A 15,611-nucleotide genomic window follows, 5' to 3' on the forward strand; every position below is an offset into this window, starting at 1 on the left:
AACCTAAGCGACTTGGAGGGCGTGTCATGACCTCGGTGCGGGAGGAGATCCGGCGGCTCAGCAAGCAGGGACAACCGTTCAACTGCCGGGTGCGGGTCGAGTCGGTCGCCGCGGTCTCCGACGGCTTCACCCGGGTCGCGGTCGTCGGCGACGAGCTGGCCGGCTACCGCGACGCGCTGCCGGCCGACGCCTTCAAGCTCCTGCTCCCTCCGGAGGGCCGCGGCGGCGTGGAGTTCCCGGAGCGGGGCGAGGACGGGCTGCCGTACTGGCCGCCGGACGCCCGGCCGCCGGTGTTCCGCGCGTTCACCGTCCGCCGCTTCGACCCCGGCAGCCGGCGGATCACCTTCGACGTCCTGCGCCACGACGGGTTCACCCGGCGGTGGCTGGACAGCGCCGCCGTCGGCGACACGATCGGCCTGGCCGGGATGCGCCGCGAGTTCCACGCCGGCACCGGCGTCGACCACCACCTGCTGATCGGCGACGCGAGCGCCCTGCCCGCGATCGCGGCGATCACCGAGTCGCTGCCGCCGCGGGTACCGGCCTCGGTCTACCTCGCGGCCGGACACGCCTCCGACCGGGACCTGCTGCGGCCGCGCGCGAACGTCGCCGTGCACTGGGTGACGGGCGGCTCGCCCACCGGCTCCGGATCGCCGCTGGAGCGGGCCGTACGCGACGGCGGGCGGACCGGCGGGCGCGTCCAGGCCTGGCTCGCCGCCGAAGCGGGGGTCATGCGCGAAGTGCGGCGCCTCCTCCTCGGTGAGCTCGGTGTCGGGCGCACCGACCTGCACTCCGCCGCCTACTGGAAGTCGGGCCTGGACGGCACGCGGCTGGACGGGGTGGGCCTGCGGCGCTACCAGCAGGAGGTGGCCGCCGGCGCCGACCCGGCGGACCCCGACACCCGCGACACCGTCGAACTCGACTACTAGATCGTTGGCGGAGGCTTGCCGAACCGGCTGCGGACGTGGCGAAGGGCGCCCATGCTCGAGCTGTGAACGCGAACCTGGACGCCCCGGCTGCGCCGGCGCATCGAGGCCGTCATCCGGACGCCGAAGAGCCGGCTCGGGCTGCAACGCCACGCCGCCCGCACCACTGCGGGCCTGTGGGCGCGAGTGTGCCGGCGCATCTGCGCGCTCAACGCGGCGATCCCGCACAACCTGATCGGCGCCCCCGGTCAAGCGGTCCCTGATCGCTTGTGACCATCGACCCCGGGCGCCCGACAACTCCCATCGACGATCCAGCCGTCCGGCCACCGCCCCGCTCACTCGGCCCCCGCTCCCCCGTTTCCCCGCGCCGACCGCCGGCGGCGGCCTCCGGCGCGCCAGCCGACCGGCGGGGATGTGGGCAGGCTCTCGTACGCGGCGAGTGATCATGACACTCACGTAACTGTAGGCTTGTGGCGCGCCGAGCCCTCCGCGGCTCGCGCCCCTCTTCGCCTCGACACCCTGGACCGCGGACCGCGGCGACGGCGCCGCTCCCGCGGTCGTCTCGCGCGCCCGTACGGCCGCGCGAAGGCGCCGAGGCGCCGCGTTCCCATCCCAGGTATCCGCCCGCCGCGCGCCGCGGCGTGTCCGGGCCGCGGGCACAGCGCCCGCGGCCGGCCGCGCCGCGGACGCGACCCACGACGAGATTGGCTTCATGACCGCCCAGCAGACCCGACCCCGCCCGCGCCTTCCGCTCCCGTCCCTGTCCGTCTCGCGACTGCGCACCGAGGTCCTGGCCGGCCTCGTCGTCGCCCTGGCCCTGATCCCCGAGGCGATCTCCTTCTCGATCATCGCCGGCGTCGACCCCCGCATCGGGCTGTTCGCGTCCTTCACCATGGCGGTCTCCATCGCCTTCCTCGGCGGGCGCCCGGCCATGATCTCGGCGGCCACCGGGGCCATGGCGCTGGTCGTGGCGCCGCTGGCACGCGAGCACGGCGTCGACCACCTCCTGGCCGCCACCATCCTGGCCGGGCTCTTCCAGGTGGTCCTGGGCCTGGCGGGCGTGGCCAAACTGATGCGGTTCGTGCCGCCCAGCGTCATGACCGGGTTCGTCAACGCCCTGGCCATCCTCATCTTCCTGGCTCAGGTGCCGCACTTCGCGGGCGAGGGCTGGCCGGTCTACGCGCTCATCGCGGCCGGGCTGGCGATCATCTTCGTGCTGCCGCGGCTGACCACGGCGGTGCCGGCGCCGCTGGTGGCCATCATCGTGCTCACCGGCGTGACCGTGGCCTCCGGCCTCGCGGTGCCCACGGTCGGCGACATGGGGAAGCTGCCCGAGAGCATGCCGGTGCCGCTGCTGCCCGATGTCCCGCTCATCTGGGAGACGCTGAAGGTCATCGCGCCCTACTCCGCGACGCTGGCGCTGGTGGGGCTGATGGAGTCGCTGATGACCGCCAAGCTGGTCGACGACATCACCGAGACCCGCTCGGCCAAGGGCCGCGAGGCCCGCGGCCAGGGCTGGGCCAACATCATCACCGGCTTCTTCGGCGGTATGGCCTCCTGCGCGATGATCGGCCAGACCATGATCAACGTGCGCTCGGGCGCCCGCACCCGGTTGTCCACGTTCCTGGCCGGAGCCTTCCTGCTCGTCCTGGTGGTGGCGCTGGGCGACGTCGTCGCCGTCATCCCCATGGCGGCCCTGGTCGCCGTGATGATCTTCGTGTCGATCGCCACCATGGACTGGCACAGCATCGCCCCCGCCACCCTGCGGCGCATGCCCTGGACCGAGACCGCGATCATGGTGGTCACCGTCGCGGTGGTGGTGGCCACGCACAACCTCGCCATCGGCGTGATCGTGGGCGTACTGGCCTCCACGGCGCTGTTCGCCCGCGGCGTGGCCCACCTCTCCGGGGTGACCAGCGTGCTCGACCCCGAGGGCGGGGTGCGGGTCTACTCCGTGCGCGGCGACCTCTTCTTCGCCTCCAGCAACGAGCTGACCGCCGAGTTCGACTACACCGAGGAGGGGGTGGACCGGGTCGTCGTCGACCTGTCCCGCGCGCACATGTGGGACTCCTCGGCGGTGGCGGCCCTGGACCACGCTGTCGACAAGTTCGCCAAGCACGGCATCACCGCCGAGATCACCGGGCTGAACATCCCCAGCGAGGAACTGCACAAGGACCTCTCCGGCAACCTCAGCGCCGCACACTGAGCCCCCGCCCCGCGTCCGCCGGCCGGTGGTCCCGGCCGACGCCGGGGCGGCCTCCCTCAGGCGGTTTCGAGCAGGGCCGCCGCGAGCTCGCTGTCGACGACCAGCGTGTGCACGAGCCCGGCCCGGACCGCGGCGCGGGTGGCCTCGGCGCGGAAGGCGCCGTGGCTGGAGACGATGCGGTGCGGCACGGCCTGCAGCTCCTCGGCCGTAACACCGATGACCCGCTCGCTCAGCGAGGCGGCGACGATGCGGCCCGCGGTGTCGAAAAGGCGCCCGGAGATCTCGCCGCAGGCCCCGGCCGCCGCGATCTCCTCCTGCTCCTGCGGTGAGAGCAGGTCGTAGACGGCCGACGCCGAGGGGTGCCAGGCGCCCACCGACATCACAGCGAGGTCCAGCGATCGCGCCCGCTTGAGCACGTCGTCGATCTCGGGCTGGCGGAGCAGACCGCCGGCCGTCTCGGCGTCGGCGACGACCAGCGGCGCGTAGATGGTGTGGGCGTCGCCGCGGGCCACCTGCGCCAGCCGGCGGGTGATCTCGACCGAGCCCGGCACCCCCGCCGGCGGGTAGATGGCGCCGGCGAGCTGGACCACCGAGCACGGCCGCAGCTGCGCCAAGGCGTCGGCCATGGCGACGGTGGTGCTGCTCCAGGCGACCCCCAGCGCGTCTCCGGCCTTCACCGCCGCGGCCACCTCCTCGGCCAGGGCGCGGCCGACGTACTCCACGGCCATGTGCGGCGAGGACGGCGCCGAGGCGACCACCACGGCCTTGGCCAGCCCCAGGCGCTCCTGCAGGGCCGCGGCCAGCTCGCGGTCGCGGCTTCCGGGCGCGCCGATCTCGATCCGCACGAGCCCGTCGCGGCGGGCGTCCTGCAGCAGGCGCGCGACCTGGAAGCGGCTGAGCCCGAACGCCTTTGCGATGGCCACCTTGGACTCGTCGCGGTGGTAGTAGCGGCGGGCGATGGCGATCTGGACCGCGACGTCGTCGCCGGATTCGAGCGCCCTCGACTCGGTCTCGGAGAGGTCGCTGCCCCCGGTCGCCACGGCTTTCACTCCCTCACTCCGTCGCACGTGTTCCCTCCGCCAAATCTTGACACGGCCGACGGCGTCCATGAGCATGTGCTCTACATCATATCTCAGGTGAGCGCACAAATCCGCTCATTTGAGCCTAGGAGTGTTGTACATGAGTCAGACCAAACCCCCCGCCAAGGCGAACACCACCGTCCGCGCCCTCGTCGCCTCCGCTTCGGGCTCGTTCCTGGAGTGGTACGACTTCTACCTGTTCGGCATCGCCGCGTCGCTGGTCTTCCCGCAGCTCTTCTTCCCCGACTCCTCCGAGACGGCCGGCATCCTGGAGTCCTTCGGCGTGTTCGCCGCCGGGTTCGTGATGCGCCCGATCGGCGCCGTGCTGTTCGGCCACTTCGGCGACCGGATCGGCCGGCGCCGCATGCTGCTGATCACGATCCTGCTGATGGGCGGCTGCACGTTCGTGATCGGCCTGCTCCCCACGCACGCCGCCATCGGCACTGCCGCGCCGCTGCTGCTGATGGTCCTGCGCCTCCTGCAGGGCCTCGGCATCGGCGGCGAGTTCGGCGGCGGCGCACTCGTCGCGCTGGAGAACGCGCCCACCGGCCGGCGCGGCGTCATGGGCAGCGTCCACCAGATGGGCACCCCGTGCGGTCTGCTGGTGGCCACCGGCGTCTTCTCGCTGGTGCAGCTGCTACCCGAGCCCGACCTGCACAGCTGGGGCTGGCGGGTTCCGTTCCTGCTCGGCGGCCTGTTCCTCGCCGTCGCCTACTACATCCGCCGGAACCTGTCCGAGACCGAGGTCTTCCGCGGTGAGGCCGACCGCCCCCGGCCCCTGCCGGTGCTGTCGCTGCTGCGCGAGCACCCGAAGAACACGCTGCTGGCGGTCGGCGCCCGGATGGCCGACGCGGTGACCTTCAACGTGATCAACGTGTTCGGCATCGCCTACGCGACCACCCACCTCGGCCTGAGCGGGGCGATGATGCTGAACGGCTTCACCATCGCCGCGGCGGTGGAGATCGCCACGATCCCCGTCATCGGCCACATATCGGACCGGATCGGCCGGCGACCGGTCTACATGTTCGGCATCGCCGTCTGCCTGGTCACCGCGGTCGCCTACTTCCCGCTGCTGGCGACCGGCAACACGCTGATCGTCTGGGCCACCATCGTCGTCGCGCTGGCCGTGGGCACCGGCTGCATGTTCGCCATCCAGGGCACGCTGTTCGCCGAGATGTTCGGCACCCGCACGCGCTACACCGGGCTCGGCGTGGTCTACCAGTCCTCGGCGCTCATCGGCGGAGCCCCCACGCCCGCGATCGCGACCGCGCTGGCGGCGGCGTTCGGCCAGTCCTACTGGCCCGTCGCGGTCTACATGGGCGCGATGTGCCTGCTGAGCCTCGTCTGCGTCGGCCTCGCGGCCGAGACCCACCGCAGCGGACTGGTCGCCACCGCCACCCGATGACCCAGCACCCGCACCGCACGCACGGCCGCCGCGGCGGCCGCCCACGCGCAACCGAAAGGCCCGGAAACGCATGAGCAGCGACGAGACCCGTCCCAACATCGTCTTCGTGATCACCGACCAGCAGCGGTTCGACACCGTCGCCGCGCTCGGCCACGGCCACGTCGACACCCCCAACCTCGACCGCCTGGTACGGGAGGGGACGGCGTTCACCGCCACCTATGTCACCGCGCCCTCCTGCTCGCCCTCGCGGGCGAGCCTGTTCACCGGCGTCTACCCGCACTCGCTGGGCGTCCTGCGCAACGAGGAGCGGTGGCGCCACTCGTGGGTGGAGACCCTCGCCGACTCGGGCTACCGCTGCGTCAACGTCGGCAAGATGCACACCCACCCCTGGGAGACACCGCTGGGCTTCCACGAGCGCACCGTCGTGGAGAACAAGGACCGCGACCACCCCAGCGTGCCGTTCTTCCACGACCAGCTCGACAAGGCCTTCTGGATCCGCGGCGAGACCAAGCCGACCCGCACCACCTACCGCGAACGGGCCGACTACCGCGAGCGCCTGGGCGCCTTCGAATGGGAGCTCGACGAGGACATGCACCCCGACGTCTTCGTCGGCGGCAACGCCGTGTGGTGGCTGGACACCTACCCCGGCGACGAGCCGTTCTTCCTGCAGATCGGATTCCCCGGACCGCACCCGCCCTACGACCCGGTGCCGCGCCACCTCGACGCCTACCGCGACCGCGACATGCCGCGCCCCCTGCGAAGCGACGAGGACCTCGCCGCCCAGCCGGAGGCGCTCGGGCGCCTCCGGCGCGAGCACCAGGAGGTCGACCACGACGCGGTCGTGCACCTGCCCGAGCCCACGGCCGAGCAGTCGCTCCGCCAGCGGCGGCACTACCACGCGAACGTGACCATGATCGACGAGCAGCTCGGCCTGCTCGTCGACGCGCTCGAACGGCGCGGGGTACTGGAGGACACCGTCATCGTCTTCACCTCCGACCACGGCGACTGCCTCGGCGACCACGGCCACAGCCAGAAGTGGACCATGTACGAGGGCAGCGTGCGGGTGCCCGCGGTCGTGTGGGGGCCGGGCCGGGTGCAGGCCGGCCGGCGGGTCGACGGCCTCACCTCGATGATGGACCTGGGACCCACGGTCCTGGAGCTGGCCGAAATCGCCCCGCCCGCGTGGATGGAGGCGCGGTCGCTGCTCCCGGCGCTGCGGGGAGAGGAGTGGTCCGGGCGCGAACTCGTCTTCTCCGAGCACGCGCGGGACCACATCCTCAAGGGCACCGAGCTGATGACGATGGTGCGCGACGCACGCTGGAAGCTCGTGGAGTTCGTCGACTCCGAGGAGGGGCAGCTCTTCGACCTCGCCGCCGACCCCGGCGAGGCGGTCGACCTGTGGGACTCGCCCTCCGCGGAGCCGGCGGCGGCCAAGCGGAGGCTGCGCCGCGAGGTGGCCCGCTGGCGGGCGCACAGCGCCCTGCACACCGCGGACATGCACCGCGATCACCGGTGAGGCGCCGGCGGTAGGCGGCGCGGAGCGGGCCGGCGCGCACGGACGAAGGGCGGGGGCCGCCGCCGCGCCCCGCTCCGGCCGCGCGCCCGGCGCGTCAGGGCTTGCGGCCGACCCCGGCCAGGGACGGCGCGTCGGAGTCGGTCCCCACCTCCGTGGGGTCGGGGCGCCACCGCGGGCAGGGCACCAGGCCCGGCTCGACGATCTCCAGGCCCTCGAAGAGCGACGCGATCCACTCCGGGCTGCGGTGCCGGTAGGGCAGCGGCGCGTTGGCGTTGTACTCCTCCAGCGCGGCCAGCACACCCGGGTCGGTGTCGGTGCCGTCCCACAGCGCGAGGTAGCTGCCGCTGGGCAGGGCCTCGACGAGGGCGCGGATGATCCGCGGCACCTCGTCGGCGTCGATGTGGCCCAGGACGCCCATCAGCACCAGGGCGATCGGCCGGTCGAAGTCGAGGCGCCCGCGGACCGCGGCGACGATGGATTCGGGGTCGCGGATGTCGGCGTGGATGTAGTCGGTCGTGCCCTCGGCCGTCCCGACGAGCAGGGCGTTGGCGTGTGCCAGCACCAGCGGGTCGTTGTCGACGTAGACGACGGTCGACTCGGACGCGTGGGCCTGGGCGACCTCGTGTGTGTTGTTGGCGGTGGGCATACCCGTCCCCAGGTCGAGGAACTGGCGGATGCCGGCCTCGCGGGCGAGGTAGGTGACCGCGCGCATGAGGAAGCCGCGGCCCTGGCGGGCGAAGGCGGGCACCTGGGGGAAGCGCTGGAGGAACTGGTCGCCGGCCTCGCGGTCGGCGGCGTAGTTGTCCTTGCCGCCCAGCCAGTAGTTCCAGACCCGGGCGGAGTGCGGGACGGAGGTGTCGATGGAGGTGGGGGCCGAGCCGTGCTCGGGTTCCGGCGAGGGGGTGTCGGCGTTCATCGGTCCTTCCCGGGGTGGCAGGCGCGTGAGGCGGGCGTGCCCCGATGTCGGGGGGCGGGGGTCGGGGTCCGAAATATCCGCCACACGGCGTATTCGGGCCCTCATCCTATGAGCAGGCGGCAACCGCCGGCCCATCCCGGACCCCCTCGCGGCGACCGCTTCCGGCCGCCGGCGCGGCCCCCGGCCGACCGGAGGGCCGATCGGCGCGGTCAGCGGCTTGCCCGCCCGTTGCGCGCGCCGTTGAACGGCGCGAAAGGACCCGCCCGCGACGCCGGCACAACCCGCACCCGCACCCGGGACGCGGTGGACGGCGCCCCCGAGGCCGCCTGCGCCGGTTCGGGCTCTCCCGGATCCGCTTCCGCGCCATGGCCCACCGCGGCGAACCTCCCGGAGTGGCCGCGTCGGGCTGGTGACCCGCCCGGGCGGCCTCGGCCAGGAGCCCATGGCCGCGAGCACGGCCGGCCATCCGGCTCCGCTCCCCTGCGGGCACCGGCTGCACCGAGGCCACCTGCAAGAAGGGGGCGCGCCCCATCGGCGAGGTATAAGCACAGCTTATGCGGGCCTCGCAATCCGACGTCTACCGCAATTCGCCCAGCTCGTGTTGCATGGCCGGGTCTGTGTCGCGGCCCACAGGGCGGGGGTGCGGTGTTGCGCGCCCGCCGGCTCCGACGGTCTGCGGTCGACCCCCGCCGCCCCCGTCGGAGCCGGAGCGGGAGCCGCGTATATCCGGCGGTCCCGCGCCCCGCGCGGGACCGCCGGGTGCGTTCGCGACCGGATTCTGGAACCCCCTCTCCAGGGACCGAAACGGAAACGAGTCGATGACTGACACCTTGATCGTGCTGCACACCGCGATTGCGATCCTCGGGGTGGTTGCTGATTCTCGCGGCAGGCGTCGAACCGGTGATCGCGCTGGTCATCGGTTCGATCTACCTGGGGCTGGCCGCCGGCCTCGGCTTCGAGGACACGATGACCACCGTCGCCGGAGGCTTCGGCGACATCATGACCGAGGTCGGGCTGCTGATCGGCTTCGGCGTCCTGCTGGGGTCGCTGCTGTTCTCCATGGGCGCACTGCAGAAGCTCGTGGAGCTGCTGCTGCGGGCGCTGGGCCCCACACGCCTGCCCTACGCGCTCAGCGCCGTACTGAGCACGGTCTTCCCGTCGATCTACGTCGACGTGCAACTGGTACTCGCCGCGCCGCTGGCGCGCTCCGCCGCCCCCCGCCTGGGCCGCCACGGCATCGCGATGATGGGCGGCGCGCTGACCGCGGGCATCCTGGTCGGCTACGTCTTCGTGGTGCCCGGACTGGGCACCGTGTCGATCGCGGGCCTGCTGAACCTGCCGCGGCCGGCGCGGCCTCTCCGGCGGGCTGCGCTCACTCGCCGATCGGGATCGTCATCATCGCGACGGCAACGGCGGTGAAGACCACGGCGTAGGCCGCGATCATACCGAGCCGCAGCCAGGTGCAGGCGCGGCGGTGCGGAAAGCACCAGACCGCGATCACCGGGACCAGGCTGCAGAGGGCGGTGATCGCGGCGGCGTTGTAGTGCTGCTCGGCGCGCGGGCAGCCGCCCGGAGAGCACGGGTCGAACGCCATGACCCCCAAGACCATGAGGAAGAGGAGCAGAAAGGACCCGGGAACGGCCAGCAGGGTCAGAACCACGGGCGCGATCCACCAGTGCGGACTGTGCCGGTCGCCGTGGGCCTGCTGCGGGGAAGGGAGCTGCGCAGGAGTCATGCCCCGATTCCAGCGCATCGTCGGGTCCGGGGGCGTGAGTGGCCGTACTCAGGTCCGGGGTGCCGGGCGGGCTCGGACCGGGGGTGGAACGACCTCGGGTTGAACGAGACCGCGCGCCTTTACGGCGTAGATTTCTTGCGCGACCGGTCGGCCGTCGCCCGTCGGCGCCCGCGAGGGGCCCTCATCCGGATGCCGGCCCACCGCCGTTTCGCCGGCGGGGGTTGTCCACGGCCCCTTCGGTTCTCGTCCCCTGCGTCGAAGGCGCCGTCCCGGCCCCGGCCCGGTGCCAGGACCGGGTGCGCAGCCTGCTGCATCAGGGCGTGGACGCGGCCGAGACCGCCTTCGGCGAGCTCTCCCCCACCGACGTGGCCGGGCACACCGGATCCGGCCCGAGATTGACGGTCCCGGTCGGCCGTGGTGATATCGAAACATGCTGATGTCACCGGAGGACGCGGTCGCCGAGGCCGCCGTCGGCCTGTTCGGCGACCCGCTGCGGGCCCGGATCGTGCGGCTGCTCGCCACCGAGCAGATGTGCACGTGCCATCTGATCGAGCAGACCGGCGCCCGGCAGACGACCGTCAGCCACCACCTCCGGCTGCTGCGCCGGGCCGGGCTCGTCGAGACCGAGCCCCGCGGGCGCTACACCTACTACCGCCTGCGCCCCGAGGCGGTGGCCGAGGCCGCCGACGGCCTGCGCGAGCTGGCCGCCCAGGCGGCCGGCGCCCGGGACCGCTACCGCCCGTGCTGAGGTCCCCGAGCGATCCGCGCGCGCGAGCGTCCGCGTGAGCGCGACCTCCCGCCTGCCCGCCGTCACCCCCGAGCGGGCACGCCCAGCTCGGCCAGCAGCGCCTCGATCCGGCGGCGGATCTCGTCGCGGACCGGGCGGACCTCCTCCAGGGGCCGGCCGGCGGGGTCGTCCAACTCCCAGTCCAAATAGCGCTTGCCGGGGAAGATCGGGCAGGTGTCGCCGCAGCCCATGGTGACCACGACGTCGCTGGCCTCCACCGCGTCGGCGGTCAGCACCTTGGGCTGCTCGGCGGTGATGTCGATGCCGAGTTCGGCCATGGCCTCGACCGCGACCGGGTTGACCGACTCGGCGGGCTCGGACCCGGCGGAGCGGACCTCGACCCGCCCCTTTGCGAGGTGGCCGAGGAGTCCGGCCGCCATCTGCGAGCGACCGGCGTTGTGGACGCAGACGAAGAGCACACTCGGTTTGCCTGACACGGGACCCGCCTTTCCGGACCGACCTGCAGCGGCATGCGGCGGGACCCGCGAGCGGCCGCCGCGCTCCGAACTTATCAGCTGAAGTTGATATCAGCTTGCTTCGATGTAATGTGGCTCCCACCGACACAGCGCCGCCGCCCAGGAGGAGAGTCAGCATGACCCGACCGGACACGGGAGCCGCGCCGCCCGGTACGGCCGAAGCCCGCCGGCTGTCGGCCCTGGACCGCTACCTGCCGGTGTGGATCGGGCTGGCCATGGCCGCCGGCCTCCTGCTGGGGCGCTGGGTCCCCGGGCTGCAGGGCGCACTGGAGGCGGTCGAGGCGGGCGGCGTCTCCGTGCCGATCGCCGTCGGCCTGCTGGTGATGATGTACCCCGTTCTCGCCAAGGTCCGCTACGACCGCCTGGGCACCGTCACCCGCGACACCCGGCTGGTGGCCTGGTCGCTGGTGCTCAACTGGCTGGTGGGTCCGGCAGTGATGTTCGCGCTGGCTTGGATCTTCTTGGCCGACCTGCCCGCGTTCCGCACCGGGCTGATCATCGTCGGCCTGGCCCGCTGCATCGCGATGGTCGTGATCTGGAACGACCTGGCGTGCGGCGACCGCGAGGCCGCGGCTGTCCTGGTCGCCCTCAACTCGGTGTTCCAGGTGCTGGCCTTCGGCCTGCTCGGCTGGTTCTACCTGGAGGCGCTGCCGGGATGGCTGGGGCTGGACGCCAGCGGCATCGACGTCTCCGCCTGGGAGATCGCCATGATGGTGCTGGTCTTCCTCGGCATCCCGCTGGCCGCCGGCTACCTCACCCGCACTCTCGGCGAGCGCGCCAAGGGGCGGACCTGGTACGAACAGCGGTTCCTGCCCCGCATCGGCCCCTTCGCCCTGTACGGCCTGCTGTTCACCATCGTCGTGCTGTTCGCCCTGCAGGGCGAGGCCATCACCTCCAGCCCGGTGGACGTGGCGCGCATCGCCCTGCCGCTGCTCGTCTACTTCGTGCTGATGTGGGGGCTGTCCATGCTGCTGGGACGGGCGGTGCGGCTGCCCTACGCGCGTTCGGCCACCCTGGCCTTCACCGCCGCCGGCAACAACTTCGAACTGGCCATCGCCGTGGCCGTGGGGGTCTTCGGCATCACCTCCGGCCAGGCGCTGGCGGGCGTCGTCGGCCCGCTGGTCGAGGTGCCCGCCCTGGTCGGGCTCGTCTACGTCTCCCTGTGGGCACGGCGGTTCTTCCCCGCACCCGCGCCCGAGCCCGTCGCAGCGGACGCCGACCGCGCCTGACCGGAACACGGCCGCCGCTGCTTCCCGGTCACTCCCCGGCCCGGTCCGCACGCTCCCCGCCGAGGACCCGCATCGCCACCGGCCGCCCGGGGAGCGCGGGGCCGCTGCCCGGGCGCAGGCCGGCGACGGCGACGGCGAGGGCGCGCTCGATGAACTCCGGGACGTGCTCCTCGGCCAGCGCGGGCAGCGGGCGCGCGAGGGCCATGATCATCAGCATGATCTCGTCGGCCGCGACGTCGGAGCGGACCTGGCCGTGCCGCTGCGCCGCGGCGACCAGGTCGCCGACGGCCGCGGCGACCTCATCGCGGGCCCGGCTCAGCTCCGGGTCGGTGGCCAGGTCGGGGAACATGGGCAGCAGCATCGGCATCAGGACGCCGGCCCGCAGCGCCGCCGCGGTCTCGACGAAGGTGCGCCAGGCTCCGGCGGGGTCGTCGGCGATGGCGTCCCGGGCGCGGCGCGCCGCCCGGCACATGGAGTCCACCCCGTCCAGCACGATGGCGCGCACCAGCGCCGACCGGTCGGGGAAGTTGCGGTACAGGGTCGCGATGCTGACACCCGCCCGCTGGGCGACCGCATCCAGCGCGGCGTCGGCGCCCCGCTCGATGAACACCTCCCGCGCCGCACGCAGCAGCTCCTCGCGGTTGCGCCGCGCGTCGATTCTCACCGCTCACCTCCACTCGGTGCCGTGCCCCACGACGCCTTGCCGTGACCGCAGCCTAACCGTAGGCTGACTCTACGGATTTCCGTAGGACTATCCTACGGTTATCGGCGGGCGGGATCGAGAATCCGCCGATTCCCCGAGACGGCAGGGAAAGGAACGCAATTGCTGAAGGTCATCGGAGCCGGGCTGCCGCGCACGGGCACCAGTTCGCTCAAGGCCGCCTTGGAGCGCCTCGGGTTCGGCCCCTGCTACCACATGTTCGAGCTGATGAGCCACCCCGAGCACATCGAAAGGTGGAAGCCCGTCCTGCAGGACGGGCCGACCGACTGGGACGGGGTGTTCGAGGGGTACGAGGCGGCAGTGGACTTCCCCGCCTCGATCTACTGGCAGGAGCTGAGCCGGACCTACCCGGACGCGAAGATCATCCTCACCGTGCGCGACCCGAGACGCTGGCACGAGAGCGTCCGCAACGCCTTCCCCGACCCGTCCCGGCTCGACGCGGAGGGCCTCCCCGAGCCGATGCGGGGCATGGCCGACTTCCTGCCGGCGTTGACGGAGGCGGCCCAGGAGCGGCTGGAGCTGGGCTGGGCACCGAGCCTCACCTTGACCGAGGACGAGGCGGTGGAGGTGTTCAACACCCACACCGAGCAGGTCCGCGCGGCGGCGCCGGCCGACCGCCTCCTGGTGTTCTCCGCCCGCGACGGCTGGGGGCCGCTGTGCGACTTCCTCGGCGTCGACGCTCCGGACGAGCCGTTCCCCCACCTCAACGACACCGAGACGATGCAGCGCATGTTCGCCGCCATGCAGGAGTCGCAGACGGTGGTCAGCCCCTTCGACACCTGAGGCGCGCCAAGCGCCCGAAGCGCTCCGCTACGGGCGGCTGCCGCCGCGACCTCGACGGTTGGCGGTCCCCGCCGCCGGCCGCGGTCGGCGGCGGGATTCGAGCCCCTACCAGCGCCTCGACCGCACGAGGGCGGTGACGCGTGCGGCGGCGATCGCCAGGCAGGTGAAAGCGGCGAATGCGAGGAAGGACAACTCGGCCGGGATCGCGTAGAAGCGCTGCAGCCAGGTGCCGTCCCGCCCGCCCAGCAGAAAGTCGACGGCGGGCTGGAAGGCGGCCAGCAGGGCCGCCGGGACGAGGTAGACGAGCAGCCGGGCGGCGGCCCGCCACAGCGGGCGCCGCCGGCGGCGCTGCGCCCAGGCGCCGCTGCGCAGCAGTCCGCGGACGCCCAGCGCTGCCGTGGCCACCGTGAGAGCGCCGAATACGGCGTCGACCTTCCACAGCGACGACCCGCCTTCCGGGGGCGTGCGGCCCTCGGCCAGCGCCAGCAGGCCCTCGGCGAGGCCCCACGCGTCCTCCTCGGTCAGCGCGATCCCGGTGTTGAGCAGCACCGCGACGCCGTAGCCGGTTTCGGGCACCAGGAACTGGTAGGAGGAGTAGGTGGACAGGGCGCCGCCGTGCCAGATCTGCGGCAGGCGGGCGCGGTCGCCCTCCTCGGGTTCGCGCCGCATCCAGCCCAGCGCGTAGCGGCCGTCGCGGGAGGAGGGTGTGTGCATCTCGGCGACGCTCTCAGCGGACACCACGCGCTCGCCCGCGGCCGAGAGCCCGCCGCGCTGCTGCAGGACAAGCCAGCGCGCCATGTCCTCGGCTGTGGACACCATCCCGCCGGACCCGGCACTGAAGTGGTCGGGTTCGGGCACGGCGATGTCCGCCCCGTAAGCACGGACGAACCCGTCCTCCAGTCCCGGGCTCGGCGCCCCCGCCGTCTCCAGCGCGACGGTGTCGTCCATCCCCGCGGGAGCGAGCACCTTCCGGCTCATGTAGGCGCCGAACGGGCGCCCGCTGACCTCCTCCACCAGCCGCGCGGCGACGTGGTAATTGGGGTTGTGGTAGTTCCACTCGCTGCCGGGATCGGCGGAGAGCCCGGCAGCGCGCAGCCGCGCGACGGCCTCCTTCAGGGAGTCGGGCCGACGGGGGCGCGAGGCATCGGGCAGCGTCTGGTCGGACATCCCCGAGCTCTGGTCGAGGAGGTGGCGGACGGTGATCCGCGCGCCGCGCGGATCGGCGATCCGAAACTCCGGCAGGTAGCGCCGCACCGGCCGGTCCAGCTCTACCTCGCCCGCCTCGACGAGCTGCATCACGGCCAGTGCGGTGAACGACTTGCTCAGCGAGGCGATCCGCATCGGCGAGTCGGCGGTCAGCGGTGCGCCGTCGGAGGCGCGACCGTAGCCGGCGGTGAGCACCGCCTCGTCCCCCTTGGTGACGGCGACGGCGGCCCCCGGCAGGCCGGTGCGCTCCACGTAGCGCTCGGCGAAGGCGTCCAGCCGCGCGGCACTCGTGCCGCCCTCCTGCGCGAGCGCGGCCGGACCGGGCGCCGCGAGCGCGGCCAGGGCGCACCCGGCGGCCGCGCCGACTGCGCGGCGGCGCGCTCCAGTCGGTGCCCGCCGGCGCGGCTGCCTCGGGCGGGCTCGTGTGAACAGCATGGACTTTCCTCCCACGTGGTCCGGATGCGTGCCCGGAAACGCTAGGCAGCAGGCGGCCGGCCGCGCATCGTGCGAAGGTGCCCGATCCCGCCCGCACCTTCGTGGCATCCGGAGCCGCACCACCCCCGCCTCCGTGGCGCCCTGTCCCCTCAAATCCCCCACTGACGGGCGAAGATACCGGCGCGGCTGTTCTG

At 73.0% G+C, this 15,611-nt stretch carries 14 protein-coding genes and 2 pseudogenes; 10 read left to right on the plus strand and 6 right to left on the minus strand.

The features are described 5' to 3' along the window. Positions 1-26 precede the first annotated feature (26 nt). From ABD284_RS01585 to ABD284_RS01590, 3 genes and pseudogenes are all read left to right on the plus strand, one after another. Entirely contained in the window at positions 27-926 is a 900-nt protein-coding gene (locus tag ABD284_RS01585) for a siderophore-interacting protein (protein ID WP_344140161.1), read from the plus strand. An 87-nt stretch (positions 927-1,013) separates the two neighbouring features. Next, a pseudogene (locus ABD284_RS25725) lies at positions 1,014-1,200 on the plus strand (IS982 family transposase); the annotation flags it as partial. Between the two features lie 435 nt (positions 1,201-1,635). After that, positions 1,636-3,129, plus strand: coding sequence for a SulP family inorganic anion transporter (locus ABD284_RS01590; protein ID WP_344140163.1), 1,494 nt, complete (start codon positions 1,636-1,638; stop codon positions 3,127-3,129). 56 nt (positions 3,130-3,185) lie between these two features. Here ABD284_RS01590 and ABD284_RS01595 read toward each other — a convergent pair whose 3' ends face one another. Then, positions 3,186-4,169, minus strand: coding sequence for a sugar-binding transcriptional regulator (locus tag ABD284_RS01595; protein WP_344140165.1), 984 nt, complete (start codon positions 4,167-4,169; stop codon positions 3,186-3,188). Between the two features lie 139 nt (positions 4,170-4,308). Between ABD284_RS01595 and ABD284_RS01600 the strand changes: the two genes are divergently transcribed. Together ABD284_RS01600 and ABD284_RS01605 are read left to right on the plus strand one after the other, a co-directional pair. Further along, positions 4,309-5,613: an MFS transporter gene (locus ABD284_RS01600; RefSeq protein ID WP_344140167.1), complete on the plus strand. Its 1,305-nt coding sequence runs from the start codon at positions 4,309-4,311 to the stop codon at positions 5,611-5,613. Between the two features lie 70 nt (positions 5,614-5,683). Next, the gene (locus ABD284_RS01605) at positions 5,684-7,129 is read left to right on the plus strand and encodes a sulfatase family protein (RefSeq protein ID WP_344140169.1); all 1,446 of its coding nucleotides are present in this window, start codon (positions 5,684-5,686) and stop codon (positions 7,127-7,129) included. Positions 7,130-7,223: 94 nt separating this feature from the next. Here the strand turns inward: ABD284_RS01605 and ABD284_RS01610 are convergent, their stop codons facing one another. Then, entirely contained in the window at positions 7,224-8,045 is an 822-nt protein-coding gene (locus ABD284_RS01610; RefSeq protein ID WP_344140171.1) for an SAM-dependent methyltransferase, read from the minus strand. Positions 8,046-8,306: 261 nt separating this feature from the next. On the opposite strand from ABD284_RS01610, the pseudogene ABD284_RS01615 reads away from it, so the two are divergent. Both ABD284_RS01615 and ABD284_RS01620 read left to right on the plus strand, forming a co-directional pair. Continuing rightward, a pseudogene (locus ABD284_RS01615) lies at positions 8,307-8,458 on the plus strand (30S ribosomal protein S14); the annotation flags it as partial. A 457-nt stretch (positions 8,459-8,915) separates the two neighbouring features. Next, complete coding sequence (locus tag ABD284_RS01620; protein WP_344140173.1) at positions 8,916-9,464, plus strand: GntT/GntP/DsdX family permease; 549 nt, start codon at positions 8,916-8,918, stop codon at positions 9,462-9,464. Here the strand turns inward: ABD284_RS01620 and ABD284_RS01625 are convergent. Next, the gene (locus tag ABD284_RS01625) at positions 9,418-9,780 is read right to left on the minus strand and encodes a hypothetical protein (RefSeq protein WP_344140175.1); all 363 of its coding nucleotides are present in this window, start codon (positions 9,778-9,780) and stop codon (positions 9,418-9,420) included. The genes ABD284_RS01620 and ABD284_RS01625 overlap by 47 nt on opposite strands. 430 nt (positions 9,781-10,210) lie before the next feature. On the opposite strand from ABD284_RS01625, the gene ABD284_RS01630 reads away from it, so the two are divergent. Then, complete coding sequence (locus ABD284_RS01630; RefSeq protein ID WP_344140177.1) at positions 10,211-10,528, plus strand: ArsR/SmtB family transcription factor; 318 nt, start codon at positions 10,211-10,213, stop codon at positions 10,526-10,528. 62 nt (positions 10,529-10,590) lie between these two features. Here the strand turns inward: ABD284_RS01630 and ABD284_RS01635 are convergent, their stop codons facing one another. Then, positions 10,591-11,004: an arsenate reductase ArsC gene (locus tag ABD284_RS01635; protein WP_344140179.1), complete on the minus strand. Its 414-nt coding sequence runs from the start codon at positions 11,002-11,004 to the stop codon at positions 10,591-10,593. A 155-nt stretch (positions 11,005-11,159) separates the two neighbouring features. Between ABD284_RS01635 and arsB the strand changes: the two genes are divergently transcribed. Beyond that, positions 11,160-12,272 carry an ACR3 family arsenite efflux transporter gene (gene arsB, locus ABD284_RS01640; protein ID WP_344140181.1) on the plus strand — a complete coding sequence of 371 codons (1,113 nt, stop codon included), beginning with the start codon at positions 11,160-11,162 and terminating at the stop codon, positions 12,270-12,272. A 28-nt stretch (positions 12,273-12,300) separates the two neighbouring features. On the opposite strand, the gene ABD284_RS01645 is transcribed toward arsB, so the two are convergent. Further along, entirely contained in the window at positions 12,301-12,936 is a 636-nt protein-coding gene (locus ABD284_RS01645) for a TetR/AcrR family transcriptional regulator (RefSeq protein ID WP_344140183.1), read from the minus strand. A 159-nt stretch (positions 12,937-13,095) separates the two neighbouring features. Here ABD284_RS01645 and ABD284_RS01650 point away from each other — a divergent pair, with 159 nt between their 5' ends. Further along, a complete protein-coding gene (locus ABD284_RS01650) occupies positions 13,096-13,776 on the plus strand; it encodes a sulfotransferase family protein (protein ID WP_344140185.1) in 681 nt (226 codons plus the stop codon). A 105-nt stretch (positions 13,777-13,881) separates the two neighbouring features. Here the strand turns inward: ABD284_RS01650 and ABD284_RS01655 are convergent, their stop codons facing one another. Then, positions 13,882-15,417: a serine hydrolase domain-containing protein gene (locus ABD284_RS01655; protein ID WP_344140187.1), complete on the minus strand. Its 1,536-nt coding sequence runs from the start codon at positions 15,415-15,417 to the stop codon at positions 13,882-13,884. Positions 15,418-15,611: the final 194 nt, after the last annotated feature.

It is taken from the genome of Streptomonospora arabica (assembly GCF_039531585.1).
Classification (GTDB): domain Bacteria; phylum Actinomycetota; class Actinomycetes; order Streptosporangiales; family Streptosporangiaceae; genus Streptomonospora; species Streptomonospora halophila.